Source organism: Actinoplanes sp. DH11, from assembly GCF_020873875.1.
Taxonomy (GTDB): domain Bacteria; phylum Actinomycetota; class Actinomycetes; order Mycobacteriales; family Micromonosporaceae; genus Actinoplanes.
Genome location: NZ_JAHWGU010000001.1, coordinates 194,844 through 209,755 on the forward strand (window position 1 = coordinate 194,844; position 14,912 = coordinate 209,755).

A 14,912-nucleotide genomic window follows, 5' to 3' on the forward strand; every position below is an offset into this window, starting at 1 on the left:
GCCTTTGGATGGGGCTTGTCCGCAGCGAGTCGGCGGCCTACGCTGTGAACAGCAGGAAAGCGCTTTCCTGAAGTCCCCGGAAGGAAAACCGCATGGCAGCGCGCAGATCGATCGGCATCGTCGTCAATGGTGTCACCGGCCGGATGGGGTATCGACAACATCTGGTTCGGTCTCTCCTCGCCATCCGTGACCAGGGCGGAGTGCCGCTGGCCGGCGGCGGGCACGTCTGGCCTGAGCCGATTCTGGTGGGCCGGGACCCGGACAAGCTGGCCGCGATCGCCGCGCGGCATGGGCTCACCGAGTGGGCCACCGATCTGGATGCGGCGCTGGCGCGGCCGGATGTGGAGATCTACTTTGATGCTCAGGTGACGGCGCAGCGGGAGAAGGCGATCCGGCAGGCCATCGCGGCCGGCAAGCACGTCTACACGGAGAAGCCGCTCGCCGAGAGTTCGGCGGCGTCGCTGGAGCTTGCCGAGCTGGCCACCGCTGCCGGGGTCAGTAACGGCGTGGTGCAGGACAAGCTGTTCCTGCCCGGTCTGCGCAAGTTGAAGCGGCTCATCGACGGTGGGTTCTTCGGGCGGATTCTGTCGGTGCGCGGCGAGTTCGGGTACTGGGTGTTCGAAGGCGACTGGCAGGTCGCGCAACGGCCGTCCTGGAATTATCGGCTCGCTGACGGCGGCGGCATCGTGATGGACATGTTCCCGCACTGGAACTATGTGCTCGAGGAGCTGTTCGGTGAGGTCCGGGCGGTGCGCTGCACCACCGCCACGCACATCACGAGCCGGGTGGACGAGCGCGGCGAGACGTACGTGGCCGACGCCGACGACGCCGCGTACGCGATCTTCGAGTTGGCGGGTGGGGTCGTCGCGCAGCTCAACTCGTCCTGGACGGTCCGGGTGAACCGGGACGAACTCGTCGAGTTCCAGGTCGACGGTACCGAGGGCAGTGCCGTCGCCGGGCTGCGCGGTTGCAAGATCCAGCATCGGGCGACGACGCCGAAGCCGGTCTGGAACCCGGACCTGCCGGTCACCGAGTCGTTCCGTGATCAGTGGACCGAGGTGCCGGACAACGACGAGTTCGACAACGGGTTCAAGGTGCAGTGGGAGGCGTTCCTGCGGCACGTGGTGGACGGCGAGCCGTTCCACTGGGACTTCGCGTCGGGCGCCCGCGGCGTGCGGCTCGCCGAGGCCGGTCTGGAGTCGGCCCGCGACGGCCATCGCGTCGTGCTCGGGGACGCCTGATGGCCGTCGTCGAGTTCCCCGGACGCCGGCTCGTCCTTTCCGGCCGCGCGTCGTGGGAGAAGCCGGCGAGCCCGGCGACCAGCAGAATCGCGTACGCGGCCGCGCACGTCGTGGCCGACCCGCTGGGCGGGAACGCGCCCGGGGCACCGGCCGCCCTCGACTGGGAGACCACCCTGAAGTTCCGGCACCACCTGTGGTCGCACGGGCTGGGGGTGGCCGAGGCCATGGACACGGCGCAGCGCGGCATGGGCCTGGATTACGCCGCGACCAGGGAACTCATCCGCCGGAGCGCGGCCGAGGCGGACACGGTCGGCGGGAAGATCGTGGCCGGGGTGGCGACGGACCAGTTGCCGGCCGGGCAGGTGACGCTGGAGCAGGTGCGGGGCGCTTACTCCGAGCAGCTGGCGGACGTCTCGGAAACGAGCGCTGTCCCGGTGCTGATGTGCAGCAGGCATCTGGCGGCGACGGCGCGGGACGCCGACGACTACCTCGACATCTATCGCGGGCTGCTGGCGGAGTCGGGCAGGCCGGTCGTGCTGCACTGGCTCGGGACGGCGTTCGATCCGGCGCTGGACGGCTACTGGGGCTCGCCCGATGTGGACAAGGCCACCGAGACGGTTCTCGAGCTGATCGCGTCCGATCCCGCCAAGGTGGACGGCATCAAGATCTCGCTGCTGGACGCGAACCACGAGATCCAGTTGCGGCGCCGCCTGCCGGCGGGTGTCCGGCTCTACACCGGTGACGACTTCAACTACCCGGAGCTGATCAAGGGCGACGAGCGGGGGTACTCGGACGCGCTGCTCGGCATCTTCGCGGCGATCGCCCCGGCCGCTGCCGCTGCCCTGGCCGCGCTGGACGCCGGGGACACCGCCCGGTACGACGAGATCTTCGCACCGACCGTGCCGCTCTCCCGCCACATCTTCGAGCGGCCGACCTTCTACTACAAGACCGGCATCGTCTTCCTCGCCTGGCTCGCCGGCCACCAGGACCACTTCAGCATGGTCGGCGGCCTGCAGTCCGGCCGGTCTGTGCCACACCTGTTCCGGCTGATCGAGCTGGCCGACGCGGCCGGCCTGCTTCCCGACCCGGACCTGGCGGCGGCCCGGGCGAACACGTTCTTCAAGGTGGTGGCGGGATGACCCGGCTTCAAGAGGGGAACCGGTTCTCCTTCAACCAGATCACCGCGAAGCACTGGCCCCTTCCCGACCTGGTGAAAGGGCTGGTGGAAGCGGAGGTCGACAAGGTGGCGCTGTGGCGGGAGCCGGTCGCCGAGTACGGCCTGGAACGCTCCGCCGCCCTGGTCCGCGACGCCGGGATCGCCGTCACGACGCTCTGCCGCAGCGGGTTCTTCCAGGCGCCGGACTGGTTCGACGACAACCGCCGGGCGATCGACGAGGCGGCCGCCCTGGGCACGTCCGTCCTGGTCCTGGTCTCCGGCGGGCTGCCGCCGGGTTCGAAGGACATCGCCGGCGCACGGCAGCACGTGGCGGACGCGATCGGCCGGCTGGTCCCGCACGCGGCCGCGGCCGGCGTGACCTTGGCGGTCGAGCCGCTGCACCCGATGTACGCCGCCGACCGCTGCGTGATCAGCACCTGGGACCAGGCTCTCGCGATCGCCGAGCAGCACCCGGCCGGGCAGGTCGGCGTCACGGTCGACACCTACCACCTGTGGTGGGACGACACCGTGCTCGACAAGATCGCGCGGGCCGGCGAGCGGATCGCGATCTACCAGCTCGCCGACTGGGTCACGCCGCTGCCGGCGGGGGTGCTCACCGGCCGGGGACTGCCCGGTGACGGCTGCGTCGACATGGCCGCCTTCCACGCCGCCGTGGAGCGGGCCGGATATGCCGGGCCGATCGAGGTCGAGGTGATGAACGAGGAGCTCTGGCAGCGGCCGGGCCCGGAGATCCTGGCCGCGACGATCGCCGGATATCGCAACGTGATGCACATGAGCAGCTGATGTAGATGAGCAGCTGATGTAGATGAGCAGCTGATGTGAATGAGCAGCTGATGTGAATGAGCAGCTGATGTGAATGAGCAGCTGATGTGAATGAGCAGCGTGATGTAAGGAAGCGGGGCAGCGTACCGGCTCGGGCGGTTCTATGATCTTGGATCCGTGCGGTGCTCACCGCCGGTTCTCCTCAGGAGCGTCCACAGTGCTTCGTTCCGTCTGGCTGACCCGTGCCGGTGTCGCCCTGCTCACCACGATCTCGTTCGGCGCGTTCGCCGCCCCCGCGCGGGCCGCCTCCACCGGCGTCGCCTCGGTGGTGTCGGGGACGCACGTCAAGTTCACCGCCGCTGGCGGCAAGCAGAACAAGATCGTCATTACCCGGTCCGGCAACACCGTCACGATCGACGACCGGGTCGCGGTCAAGGCGGGCAAGGGCTGCAAGAAGATCAAGGGCGACAAGACGCGGGTACGGTGCCGCACGGCCAAGGCCCCGACCAAACTGCGCGTGTACGCCGGCGACCGCAACGACTCCATCGTCAACCGGACGGACCTGGCGATGCGGGCGGACGGCGGCACCGGCAACGACCGGATCACCGGTGGCCCGCGTGCCGACAGCCTGAGCGGCTGGCTGGGCGACGACACCCTGCAGGGCGGCGGTGGCAAGGACCTCCTGCTCGGTGACGCCGGGGCGGACCGGCTACTGGGCGGGTACGGCGACGACACGATCTCCGGGGGCGAGGGCAGGGACGTCATCGACGGGCAGCACGGGCACGACCGGGTTCTCGGCGACGGCGGCAACGACACCCTGTACGGCGGTGCCGGCAACGACTACCTGGACGGCTGGTACGGCAACGACGTGCTCCGGGGCGGCGCCGGTGCCGATCTGCTGCACGGCGAGGGCGGCACCGACCGGGTGCACGGCGACGCCGGTGACGACCTGATCTACACGCAGACCTTCGACGACACCCGGGAACCGGACCACTACTCCGGTGGTGCCGGATCCGACGTGGTCAGCTACGTGTCGTACCGGCAGGGCATCACCGCCGACGCGGACGGCGTGCCGGGTGACGACGGCGCGAAGGGCGAGCGCGACACCATCGCGGCCGACGTCGAGCGGATCTGGGGCGGCGCCGGCAACGACCGGATCCACGGCCGGCCCGGTCCGGACTCCTTCGACGGCGGGCCGGGCAACGACACGATCCGCGGCGGCGGCGGCAACGACACCCTTTTCGGCGGTACGGGGGCGGACGTGGTCGCCGGTGACGCCGGTGACGACTACCTGGACGCCGACCGCAACGACGGCGTGGCGGACCGTCTCGACGGCGGGGCCGGCCGGGACGACTGCCACCTGGGCCGGCCGGACACCTCGGTCAACTGCGAGTTGGTCGTCGCATAGCCGGAGTGGCCGCGCGGAGCTCGACCAGGAGCCCGTCACGGTCGGTCAGCACCGCGCCGAGGATGCGCCGGCCTGCCGCGAGCAGGTCGGCGACGTCCGGGGTGCTCAGCGCGTACATCACCAGGGCGCCGTCCCGGAACGAGGTCACGATCCCGGCGCGGCGGAGCACGGCCAGCTGCTGCGACAGGTTCGACGCCTCGACGTCGATCTCGGCGAGCAGGTCGCGGACCGGGCGGGGGCCGTCCTGGAGCAGTTCGAGCACCCGGATCCGGACCGGGTGGCCGAGGGTGCGGAACATCTCGGCCTTCGCCTGGTAGAGCGGCACTGACACGACGGGTCCCTCCGCTGACGCCTCGCACCTGCGCCGGACGAGAACAGGCGCCGGGCCGATGGCTCCACCACGGCACAACGGAGTCGGTCGGAGGCGGTTACGGCAGTTTCGCTTTTTCGGAGTTGCAGAAATCTTCAACTGGCTCCGTCTTCACCACGAACGATTTCACCCGCCGCACCTGGTGAATCGGACATCATGTGCGACCGCCTTCTCGTGGTGTGGCGCAGGCTCGGTCCGACCACAGGACGCGGGAGGATCCGAGATGCCGGACATGGACGTAGCCCTCAAGGACGCGATGCAGGTCGACGGTGCCATCGGTGCCGCACTCGTCGACCGTGGCAGCGGGATGGCGCTGGGCGTCGCCGGGGGCGGCAAGGACTTCGACCTGAGCGTGGCGGCGGCCGCGAACACCGAGGTGATCCGGGCGAAGCTGCGCACGATGGAGATGCTCGGCCTGCGCGAGAGCGTCGAGGACATCCTGGTGACGCTCGACTCGCAGTACCACCTGATCCGCCCCCTGACCGGACGGTCCGGTCAGGGGCTCTTCCTCTATCTGGCGCTGCACAAGGACCGGGCCAACCTGGCGCTGGCCCGGCACCAGCTGAAGCGGATCGAGGGGAACCTGGACATCTGAGTCAGGGGACCGACCAGGCTATTCGCACAATTGTTCGAGTTATCCACAGGCTGTGTGCACAGCCTGTGGGCAACTCAGCGACGGGCGTCCGCGCGGCCGCCGGGTGATTGAACGGCGGTGTCCGCGCGCGGCCCCGGATCGGGCTCAGCGACGGGCGTCCGCGTACCGCAGCAGGGCCGCGACCCCGCCGTCCAGGCCGGTCTCGTCCGGGTCGACCAGGACGATCGCGGCGTCGGTTCCGGCCAGCGCCCGCACGATGGCGGCGTCGGCACGGACCTGCTGCGGGTCGCTCACGCCGGAGTCGCGCAGGAATGCCGGGTCGTCGGCCAGCAGGTACGGTTCCGGGCCGATCCACAGCCGCTCGGTGGAGGACGGGTCGTCGATCATCAGAACGGTGTCGACCTGGCCGCGCTGGAGGGCGGTGACCACCGCGTGCAGGCCGTTGCCGGCGGCGCCGTCCTGGCCGAGCTGGGTGCGGAACCTGTCGAGAATGCTCTGCTGGTGTGCGACGGCCTGCTCGGCGACCGCCTGCACGGTCACGTCCTCCAGGGCGGACGGGTCGGCACCGGCGCCCCGGGAACCCGCGTCTGTCTCGATCACGCGGGAGCGCCACCGCTCGGGCAGCTGCGCCACGAGCATCGGCCGGGATTTCGGGTCGCCGGCCACCACGATGAACTGCGGGTCGGTGCGGTCGGCCAGTTCGGTGACCGCCTCGGCCACGTCACCCGCGTTGCGCCGCCAGGTCAGGTCGTAGTTGTGTTCCGCCTTCAGCGCCGACCAGCCACCGACCGGCACCTTGTGCACCGGGTAGTCCTCGGTGCCCTCGATCTCGTGCCGCCGCACCAGGTTGCCGAGCCCCACCTCGTCGATCGCGCCGCCGGTGTGGTCGACCACGACCCGCAGATAAGGGATCTCCTCGCCGAGCTGCGCGACGAGCGGCATGACGTGCGGCAGGGGTCCGTAGGTGGCGATCTCGGTGCGGGGTGGCGCGTCGAGGTCACGGCGCAGGACCACCTCGCCGTCGGTCGCGAAGAACGCCACCCCGTGCGGACCGGGCCGGGCCGGCAGCTCACCGACGGCCTGTTCCAGCGCGGTAAGGGTTTCGGGGTCGCAGCCCTCGCCGGTCAGGGACTCACGGGCGGCCCGCCACCGCAGCTCGGTGATCTTGGCCGCGTCCTCGGTGTGGTGCGACGCGTCGAAATAGACGGAAGCCCACGGGCCGGGACGGTCGTACAGGGCACGCAGCATGGAGAGTCGCATGAGTTCCTCGCCTCGCTTTGATCGGTCAGGAACCTAGGCGTACCCCGATGGTGGCGATGAAACCGGGGCATCCCGGTGCAATTCTGGCCTCAGGGTGACCGGCGGCGGCGGTTCCCCTCAGAAGCGGCGGTCAGGTGCGGCGCCGGCGCGCCTGCCGACCAGGGCCCAGGCGCCGGGGAGCAGAGCTGCGGCCAGGAGGGTCTTCAGCACGTCGCCGATGATGTACGGGACAAGCCCGGCACCCACCGCCGCGGTGAGGCCCATGCCGGTCGCGACGGCGAGCCAGGGCACCGCGACCAGGTAGATCAGCGCGTTCCCGGCCGCCATCAGGCCGACCGTGTGCACCGGGCGGCGGTCCGCGCCGAGGGCGGCGAGCTGCCCGGCCAGCGCCGCGGCGAGCACGAAACCGACCAGGTAACCGCCGGTCGTGGCGGGCCAGCCGGACGTGCCGCCGGCGAACCAGGGGACGCCGAGGACACCGGCGACCGCGTAGATCAGCATGCTCAGGGCGCCGCGGGTGGCACCGAGCGCCGCGCCGGCGAGCACCACGGCGAAGGTCTGACCGGTGATCGGGACCGGCGAGCCGGGCACCGGGATGACGATCTGCGCGGCCAGGCCGACCGTGCTCGCGGCCCCGGCCAGGAGCAACACGTCGCGGATCACGGAGCGACCCCAGACGTCGGCCAGCACCCCGGTGGGCCGTCCCGGTACCACCACGCCGTACGCCACGCGGGGCCCCTCTCGCACGATCCAGATCTTGTTGGCACCTTAGGCGCGAGCAGCATCCGGCGGCAGATCCCGCGGCCAAACGTGATGTTGTGGTGATCCATGGAGCGCCGGGGGCGTCGTCGGACACCCCCGGCGACTCACCGGAATCAGACGCTCGGCGTCTGCACCTTTCTGTACCCCGAATCGGGGCTTTACACCCACAATCTCGGCGAACGCTGCTCCACTGTCCGCAACGGACGGCGCCGCTGTCAGCCGCCGACCTCGCTGACCTCGACGAACGGCGCGCCGTTCCACCACTGCGCGTGAATGATGAAGCTGTGGTTCGTCTCGTTGAAGTAGACCGCGAGGTTCACCGACGAGCCCTGCTTCTGCACCGCGAAGCCGTCCGCGGGCGTGGCCGTGACAAGCGCGACCGTGCCCTGACTGGTCATCTTGATGACGGCGCGGCCGCCCTCGGTGGTGAAGGTCTTCACATACGTCTTCACGCCGTCACCACCGGTGGTGACGGTCCACCCGTCCTCGGTGGTGGTCGCCGGCTTGGACGTCGCCGCCCGGCTGGGCGCGGTCGTGCCCGGTTCGGCCGGTTCCGTGGTGCCCGGTGCGGTGGCCGGTCTCGACGCGGGTCTGCGGCTGGTCCGGCTCGGTGCCGCGGTGGCCGCCTCCGACGCGGTGGCCGTCCCGGACTCGGCGGGCTCCGTCTCGGCTGGCCCCGGCTCGGCGGGACCGGGCGCGGCCGGCGGGGGCGTCGGATTCGTGGTGCCGGCCGCCACCTCGGCGGCGGGCACCCGGCCCAGATCCGGTAGCGCTCCCACGTCGGCCCTGGCCGTGTTGAGCACGGGCGACAGCGCGAACGAGGACAGCACGATGCTCGACGCGGTGGCCACACACCACCCGGCTATCGGCAGCCACCTGGTAGATCGCACGAGTCGCATCCTCTCACCTGCCCCTATTGTGTGCGCCATGGCGATGATCCTGTTGGTCGAGGACGACCGCATCATCACGGCCGCGCTGACCCGTGCGCTGACCGATGCCGGGCACGTCGTACGCCCGGTCGGCCAGGCTGCCCAGGCACTGCGGATCGTCACTCAGGAGCGCCCTGACCTGGTCATCCTGGACCTGGGGCTGCCGGACATCGACGGCACCGACGCGCTGCGGATGATGCGTACGGTCTCCGACGTCCCGGTGATCGTCGCCACCGCGCGGCGGTCCGAGGCGGACATCATCGCACTGCTGTCGGCCGGCGCCGACGACTACGTGACCAAGCCGTTCTCCGGCGGGCACATCCTGGCGCGGATCTCGGCGGTGCTGCGCCGGTCACGGACCGCCGAGCAACAGCAGCCGAGCGACATCACGGTCGGCGAACTGGTGATCAAGCCCAGGCAGCGGCGGGTCGAGCTGCGCGGTGAGCCGTTGCAGCTGACCCGGCGCGAATTCGACGTCCTCGCGTACCTCGCCGAACGCGTCGGCCAGGTGATCAGCCGGCGCGAGCTGATGAACCAGGTCTGGCAGCAGGCCCGGATCGGCGAGGAGCAGACCATTGACGTCCACATCTCGTGGCTGCGCCGCAAACTGGGCGAGACCGCCGCGAAGCCACGCTTCCTGCACACCGTCCGAGGAGTCGGCGTCATGATGGTCGATCCCCAGTGAGGAGGGCACAGTGAGGTGGGCCCTCAACCGGCTCGCGCTGGCCATCACGTCGATGGTGGCGCTGGCGTTCCTGGTGCCGCTGGCCGTCGCGACGCGGCAGATCGCGTACGACCGGGCGATCTCGGACGCGCGCCAGCAGGCCACCGCGATGGTGACGGTTCTCGGCGTCAACAGTGACCCGGTGGAACTGACAAACGCGGTCGCCAGCACCGCGGCGGGCAGCGCCGGCCGGCTCGCCGTCCACCTGCCCGGCCTCGAACCGATCGGGATCACGCACCTGAACGGCGACACCGTGCGGCGGGCCGTGGGCGAGCGCCGGTCGGCCACCGCCGAGGCGCCCGGCGGCATCGCTTATCTGCAGCCCACGGTGCTGACCGACGGCCGTACCGTGGTGGTCGAGGTCTTCGTGCCCGAGGAGGAGACCCGGCGCGGCGTCGGGTTCGCCTGGCTCGCCCTGGGCGGGCTCGCGGTCGTGCTGGTTGGGGGTTCCGTGCTGCTCGCCGACCGGCTCGGCAGTCAGCTGGTCAAGTCGACCCGGCAGCTCGCGGCCGCCACCCGCCGCCTGGGCGGCGGCGAACTCAACGAACGGATCACGCCGACCGGGCCGCCCGAGCTGCGCGACGCGGCCCGCGACTTCAACGCCATGGCCGACGATCTGCGCCGGCTCCTGGACCGGGAACGCGAGCTTGCGGCGGATCTCTCACACCGCTTGCGTACGCCGCTGACGGGTCTGCGCCTCGACGTGGAGGCGATGCCGCCCGGCCCGATCGCGGAGCGCATGCGGCAGGCCTGTGACCTGCTCGACGAGGAACTCGAAGCGATCATTACCGGGGCCCGGCTGGGCGTCGAGGCGCGGGGCACCGAGCGGTGCGACCTGGTCGAGGTGCTCGCCGACCGGCTGGCGTTCTGGTCGGTGCTGGCCGAGGACCAGGAACGGCCGTGGGAGGTGGTCGGCGGCAACGAGCCGGTGATGGTGCCGATGTCGCGCAGCGACGTGATCCTGGTGGTCGACGCGATGCTCGGCAACGTCTTCTCGCACACCCCGGACGGCGTCGCGTTCCGGGTGATCGTGTCCGGCAGCGGCCTGCTCGTCGACGACGCCGGCCCCGGCATCCCCGACCCGGAACGGGCGGTGAAACGCGGATTCAGTGGCGCCGGATCGACCGGATTGGGCCTGGACATCGTCCGCCGTGCGGCGGAAACTGTCCGTGGGCAATTGGTGATCGCCCGTAGCCCGCTCGGTGGCGCCCGCGTCGGATTCCTCCTCCACGCCGCCCCTGAAGAGCCCGAACCTCAGCAGCGGCGCCGGCGTCGCGCGGTTTCATAAGGGTTTTCGGTCTCTTTAAGGCTCCGTTATGGCAGCCCTCCCTAATGTCTCGGCTCGTAACCGCCAGAACGACATGTTCGGAGAGCTGACATGCACAGGAAGATCGCCTACCCGCTGGCTACCCTGGGGATGGTCGCTGCTTCAACCGTGGCTGTCGCGTCACCGGCCATGGCGCACGGATACGTGTCCTCGCCGCCCAGCCGCCAGGCCCTCTGCGCCGCCGGCACGGTCGCGGACTGTGGTGCCATCCAGTTCGAGCCGCAGAGCGTCGAGGCCGCCAAGGGTTCCACGCAGTGCAACGGCGGGATCCCCGGCTTCTCGGTGCTGAACGACGAGTCCAAGAACTGGCCGGCCACCAGCGTCGGCAACTCGGTGACCTTCAACTGGGTGCTGACCGCCCGGCACCGGACCGCGACCTGGGTCTACTCGGTCGACGGCAAGCAGGTCGCCTCGTTCAACGACAACAACGCGATCCCGAACGCCACGGTCTCGCACAAGGTCGACCTCAGCGGCTTCTCCGGCAAGCACACGGTGCTCGCCGTCTGGAACATCGGTGACACCCCGATGGCCTTCTACAGCTGCGTGGACCTGAACATCGGTGGCGGTGGCGGCGGCACCAAGCCCACCACGGCGCCCACCACCGCACCGACCACCGCGCCGACCAAGGCGCCGACCACGGCCCCGACGACCGCGCCCACCACGGCCCCCGGCACGACCGCGCCGACCAAGGCCCCGACCACCGCGCCGACCTCGACCGGTACCGCGACCGCGGCGCCGACCGGCACGACGACCGCGCCGGCGAACGGCACCGAGTGGGCGCCGGGCACGGCGTACAAGGCCGGCGACGAGGTGACCTACAACGGCGTCTCGTACAAGTGCCGCCAGGGCCACACGTCGATCCGCAGCTGGGAGCCCTCGGTCTTCACGCTCGCCCTCTGGCTGCCGCTGTGAAGCGCCGGTTCGTAGCGCTCGCCCTCGCCGCGCCGTTCCTGCTCGGCGCGTGCGGCACCGAGGCCACCACGGAGACCACGACCGGCGCGGCCAAGCAGACGCAGGCGCAGACCCAGAACGTCAAGACGGTCGCCGAGATCACCGCCGGCTCCACCTTCAACGACACCGACGTGATGTTCCTCCAGATGCTGGCGGACAACCACGAACAGGGCTTGGAGATGGTGGACATCGCCGTCGAACGGGCCCAGCGGCAGGACGTCATCGACATGGCCAAGGCCGTCGAACTGACCCAGGCCGACGAGCTCGCGATGATGAAGAACTGGCTCACCGAGTGGGGCAAGCCGACCACGCTCGACGAGCGGGAGAGCCTGCACGCCGACCACGGCGGCCTGCCCAGCACGGGTGAGCAGGAGATCGCCGCGCTGCGGAAGGTGAAGAAGGCCGACTTCGAGACCGCCTTCCTCAACCTCTTCCTCGCGCACCAGCACAACGCGGTGGAATTCGCCGCGCTCGAGCTGGACAAGGGGAGCAACGAGCAGGCCCGGCAGTACGCGGAACGGGTCAAGCAGTCCCGCGCCGACCAGGTGCAGCAGATGCTCAAGCTGCTCAACGGCTGACATCTCGCAGACCGCAGGGCGGCCCACCAGGGGAACGGTGGGTCGCCCTGTTTCCATTACCGGCAAAATGGTCATTCGCTGGCATAGCGTTACGTACGTCGGAACTTCCCAGGGAGCCCACGTGCGCGCTGTGACCCGTACCCCCGTGATCCTTTTGTCCGTGACCCTCGCCGCCGGTGCCGCGGCTGTACCAGTCTCCGCCGCCGCACCCGCGCCGGGCTGGGAACACCCCGGGCATGGCCCCGGGGACAGCTACTACAACGCGGCCGAAACGGTGATCAACGAGGGCAGCGTGAAGCGGCTCACCACGCGGTGGTCGGTGCGGCTGCGGCACAGCTACGAAAGCTGCTCCGGATGGTCCGCGCCCCTGGTCACGGGCGGCCGCGTCATCGTCGCCGACCAGCTCGGCATCGCCGCCCACAAGGCCGAGGGCGGCGCCGTGAGCTGGCGTTTCAACTGGGACGACAAGATGGACAACGAGACGCCGGTGCTGGCCGTCAGCGACGGGCTGCTGATCGCCGCCAACGGCGACTGCAACTCGCAGAGCGACCCCGACGGGCGGCTCACCGCCATCGACGTCGCCACCGGGGCCGTCCGGTGGCGGCTGGACCCCGACATGCCGAACTACTCGGTCGTCGTCGACCGGGGTGTCGTCGTGGTCTCCGGATGGTCGCAGTCGGACGAGGAAGCCGTGGTGGCGTACCGGGCCGGCGACGGCGGCGAGATCTGGCGCAAACCCGGATGGTCAAGCAGCGGCGTCTCCGCGCGCGGCGCCGTCATCATGCGCAAGACCGACGGGTACGGCCAGAGCGACGGCGGCACCTCGGCGGTCGACGTCGTCACCGGGAAGGTCAGATGGAGCCGCCTGGAGAACTGGATCGCGGAAGCGGCGATCGGTGACCGCGTCTACGTGAGCGACGAACGGAAGAACCTGATCGCGGCCGACGCGACGGACGGTGCCGTGGTGTGGACCGCGGCCGGCAAAGCCAGCTCGATGATCGCGGTGGACGGGCGGCGGGTCTACCGGGCCGGCGGTCGCGACCTGGAAGCCCTCGACGACCGGACCGGGCGGCGGATCTGGACCCACCGGTTCAAGCGGGACGCGGCGCAGCCGGTCCGGGCCGGGGGACTCGTCCACGCCGGTGGGCCGGTGCTGCGCGCTGCGGACGGGACCGCCGTGGGGCCCTCGATCACGGGACAGGTCGTGGTGGCGGACGGTGCCGTGGTGCGGGTCGACGAAGGGACACTCCTGCTGTCCGACCCGGGACTACCGTCCGCCAAGGCGCCTGACGGGACGGCGTCGGTTGCTTTTGGGGAGTGGTAGCCCGTACATCATGAGGCGCGCAACCATGCTGGTTGCTGTTCCGGAGCACGGACCTCGATGGGCGAAGCGGAACGCGAGCCCGAGCCGAAGGGGAAGTCGACACCGAGAGCCGGTGTCACTTTTCATTCGGGGGTGCCGCCGACTTGGCTCCGATGTTCGCGCCGCTGCGAGAGCGCAACTACCGTCTCTGGGCTGCCGCTGACCTGATCTCCGTCGGTGGTACATGGATGCAGGTACTGGCCCTCAACTGGGTGATCCTGTCGGTTACCGGGTCGGCCACCGCCATGGGCGCGGTCGTGATGCTCCAGTCCCTGCCCGTGCTGCTGCTCGGTAGCTGGGGTGGCGCCCTCGCCGACCGCATCCCGGCACGACCGATGCTGATCACCTGCCAGGCGATCCGCGCCCTGCTGGCGCTCGCCCTGGTGCTGCCCGCCGGCTCCCTGCTGCCGGGCACCTGGATGATCTACGGGGTGGCGCTGCTGTCCGGCGTGATCAGCTCCTTCGAGGGCCCGGTCCTCGGCCGCTTCGGCTCCTCCCTGGTCGCCCGCGACGCCCTCGCCTCGGCGCTGGCCCTCGGCTCGGTCCTCAGCTCCGCCGGCCGCATCGGCGGCATGGCCCTCGGCGGCGTCCTGATCGGCATCACCGGACCCACCGCCCTCTTCCTGATCAACGCGGTCTCCTACCTCGCCGTGATCATCTCGCTGCTCGCGATGCGCACCTCCGAGATGCGCCCCCTGGCCCGCACGTCCTCATCGGACGGTGGCGTGCTCGCCGGCCTGCGCTACGTCCTGCGCCAGCCGGTGGTCCTGATCGTCCTCGCACTGTCCTTCGTGCTCGGTTCCCTCGGCCGCAACTACCAGGTGTCGATGGCCGCGATGGTCTCCGGCCCGCTCGGCGGCTCGTCCAGCTCCTACGGCCTGCTGTCCACGGTCTTCGCCGTGGGCGCGGTAGCCGGCGGCCTCCTGCTCGCCGGCAGCGGCAAGTCCACGCTGCGCGTCCTGCTCGGCACCGGCTTCCTGATCAGCGCCCTCCAGTTCGCCTCCGGCCTGGCCCCCAACGTCCTCGGCTTCGCCGCCCTGATCCTCCCCATCGCCGCCGGCGCCGTCATCTTCGACACCGTCGTCTCCACCCGCATCCAACTCGACACCGCCGAGGAGATGCGCGGCCGCGTCCTCGCCACCGTGGGCATCGTCTCCTCCCTGTCCGGCATCGTCGGCGCCCCCGCCATCGGCTGGATGTGCGACACCCTCGGCGCCCGAGGCGCCCTCCTGGTGGCCGGCACCATCACCACCGCCGCCGCGATCGCCGGAGGCATGGCCCTGGCCCGCGCGAAGGGCCGCTCCTTGAACTGGAACTTCGTCGTGGGGCGCGTCCCTGCGCAGCAGCCTGCTTGATCTTCCGAAGGAAAGCGAAGCCGCCCGGTCACTCCCGACCGGGCGGCTTCGCCGTTTCACGGCCACGCGGGCCCCAATCCGTCAGCGGATCATGCGTGCCAGTCCTACGC

The 14,912-nt window shown here is 70.5% G+C and carries 15 protein-coding genes; 11 read left to right on the forward strand and 4 right to left on the reverse strand.

The window, feature by feature from the left end; genetic code table 11:
* The first annotated feature begins 92 nt into the window (after positions 1-92).
* The 4 genes from LPA41_RS00975 to LPA41_RS00990 all read left to right on the forward strand — a co-directional run bounded on the left by LPA41_RS00975 (position 93) and on the right by LPA41_RS00990 (position 4,588).
* Complete coding sequence (locus LPA41_RS00975; protein WP_229067569.1) at positions 93-1,241, forward strand: Gfo/Idh/MocA family protein; 1,149 nt, start codon at positions 93-95, stop codon at positions 1,239-1,241.
* Entirely contained in the window at positions 1,241-2,380 is a 1,140-nt protein-coding gene (locus LPA41_RS00980; RefSeq protein ID WP_229067571.1) for a dihydrodipicolinate synthase family protein, read from the forward strand. Before LPA41_RS00975 ends, LPA41_RS00980 begins: the two co-directional genes overlap by 1 nt.
* Positions 2,377-3,201, forward strand: a complete 825-nt coding sequence (locus tag LPA41_RS00985) for a sugar phosphate isomerase/epimerase (protein WP_229067573.1) — start codon at positions 2,377-2,379, stop codon at positions 3,199-3,201. The genes LPA41_RS00980 and LPA41_RS00985 overlap by 4 nt, the downstream gene beginning before the upstream one ends.
* Before the next feature lie 196 nt (positions 3,202-3,397).
* Positions 3,398-4,588 carry a calcium-binding protein gene (locus LPA41_RS00990; RefSeq protein WP_229067575.1) on the forward strand — a complete coding sequence of 397 codons (1,191 nt, stop codon included), beginning with the start codon at positions 3,398-3,400 and terminating at the stop codon, positions 4,586-4,588.
* Here the strand turns inward: LPA41_RS00990 and LPA41_RS00995 are convergent.
* On the reverse strand, positions 4,563-4,919 hold the full coding sequence (locus LPA41_RS00995; RefSeq protein ID WP_229067576.1) for a helix-turn-helix transcriptional regulator: 357 nt from the start codon (positions 4,917-4,919) through the stop codon (positions 4,563-4,565). The genes LPA41_RS00990 and LPA41_RS00995 overlap by 26 nt on opposite strands.
* 262 nt (positions 4,920-5,181) lie before the next feature.
* On the opposite strand from LPA41_RS00995, the gene LPA41_RS01000 reads away from it, so the two are divergent.
* Positions 5,182-5,553 carry a hypothetical protein gene (locus LPA41_RS01000; RefSeq protein ID WP_229067577.1) on the forward strand — a complete coding sequence of 124 codons (372 nt, stop codon included), beginning with the start codon at positions 5,182-5,184 and terminating at the stop codon, positions 5,551-5,553.
* 144 nt (positions 5,554-5,697) lie between these two features.
* Here the strand turns inward: LPA41_RS01000 and LPA41_RS01005 are convergent, their stop codons facing one another.
* From LPA41_RS01005 to LPA41_RS01015, 3 genes are all read right to left on the reverse strand, one after another.
* Positions 5,698-6,813: a Vms1/Ankzf1 family peptidyl-tRNA hydrolase gene (locus tag LPA41_RS01005; RefSeq protein WP_229067578.1), complete on the reverse strand. Its 1,116-nt coding sequence runs from the start codon at positions 6,811-6,813 to the stop codon at positions 5,698-5,700.
* Between the two features lie 117 nt (positions 6,814-6,930).
* Positions 6,931-7,542, reverse strand: coding sequence for a biotin transporter BioY (locus tag LPA41_RS01010; RefSeq protein ID WP_229068080.1), 612 nt, complete (start codon positions 7,540-7,542; stop codon positions 6,931-6,933).
* A gap of 248 nt (positions 7,543-7,790) precedes the next feature.
* Positions 7,791-8,474, reverse strand: a complete 684-nt coding sequence (locus LPA41_RS01015; RefSeq protein ID WP_229067579.1) for a DNA mismatch repair protein MutL — start codon at positions 8,472-8,474, stop codon at positions 7,791-7,793.
* Between the two features lie 28 nt (positions 8,475-8,502).
* Between LPA41_RS01015 and LPA41_RS01020 the strand changes: the two genes are divergently transcribed.
* From LPA41_RS01020 to LPA41_RS01045, 6 genes are all read left to right on the forward strand, one after another.
* Positions 8,503-9,189: a response regulator transcription factor gene (locus LPA41_RS01020; RefSeq protein WP_229067580.1), complete on the forward strand. Its 687-nt coding sequence runs from the start codon at positions 8,503-8,505 to the stop codon at positions 9,187-9,189.
* Positions 9,190-9,199: 10 nt separating this feature from the next.
* Positions 9,200-10,516 (forward strand): HAMP domain-containing sensor histidine kinase, encoded by a 1,317-nt coding sequence (locus tag LPA41_RS01025; protein WP_229067581.1) that lies wholly within the window; start codon positions 9,200-9,202, stop codon positions 10,514-10,516.
* A gap of 90 nt (positions 10,517-10,606) precedes the next feature.
* Entirely contained in the window at positions 10,607-11,467 is an 861-nt protein-coding gene (locus LPA41_RS01030) for a lytic polysaccharide monooxygenase (protein ID WP_229067584.1), read from the forward strand.
* Entirely contained in the window at positions 11,464-12,084 is a 621-nt protein-coding gene (locus LPA41_RS01035; protein ID WP_229067586.1) for a DUF305 domain-containing protein, read from the forward strand. The genes LPA41_RS01030 and LPA41_RS01035 overlap by 4 nt, the downstream gene beginning before the upstream one ends.
* 121 nt (positions 12,085-12,205) lie before the next feature.
* The gene (locus LPA41_RS01040; protein ID WP_229067590.1) at positions 12,206-13,408 is read left to right on the forward strand and encodes a PQQ-binding-like beta-propeller repeat protein; all 1,203 of its coding nucleotides are present in this window, start codon (positions 12,206-12,208) and stop codon (positions 13,406-13,408) included.
* Between the two features lie 152 nt (positions 13,409-13,560).
* The gene (locus tag LPA41_RS01045; protein WP_229067592.1) at positions 13,561-14,802 is read left to right on the forward strand and encodes an MFS transporter; all 1,242 of its coding nucleotides are present in this window, start codon (positions 13,561-13,563) and stop codon (positions 14,800-14,802) included.
* Positions 14,803-14,912: the final 110 nt, after the last annotated feature.

Coding starts and splice junctions, on each gene's coding strand:
- LPA41_RS00975 (WP_229067569.1), top strand. CDS start 93: ATGGCAGCGCGCAGATCGATCGGCATCGTCGTCAATGGTGTCACCGGC.
- LPA41_RS00980 (WP_229067571.1), top strand. CDS start 1,241: ATGGCCGTCGTCGAGTTCCCCGGACGCCGGCTCGTCCTTTCCGGCCGC.
- LPA41_RS00985 (WP_229067573.1), top strand. CDS start 2,377: ATGACCCGGCTTCAAGAGGGGAACCGGTTCTCCTTCAACCAGATCACC.
- LPA41_RS01000 (WP_229067577.1), top strand. CDS start 5,182: ATGCCGGACATGGACGTAGCCCTCAAGGACGCGATGCAGGTCGACGGT.
- LPA41_RS01005 (WP_229067578.1), bottom strand. CDS start 6,813: ATGCGACTCTCCATGCTGCGTGCCCTGTACGACCGTCCCGGCCCGTGG.
- LPA41_RS01015 (WP_229067579.1), bottom strand. CDS start 8,474: ATGCGACTCGTGCGATCTACCAGGTGGCTGCCGATAGCCGGGTGGTGT.
- LPA41_RS01020 (WP_229067580.1), top strand. CDS start 8,503: ATGGCGATGATCCTGTTGGTCGAGGACGACCGCATCATCACGGCCGCG.
- LPA41_RS01030 (WP_229067584.1), top strand. CDS start 10,607: ATGCACAGGAAGATCGCCTACCCGCTGGCTACCCTGGGGATGGTCGCT.
- LPA41_RS01045 (WP_229067592.1), top strand. CDS start 13,561: ATGTTCGCGCCGCTGCGAGAGCGCAACTACCGTCTCTGGGCTGCCGCT.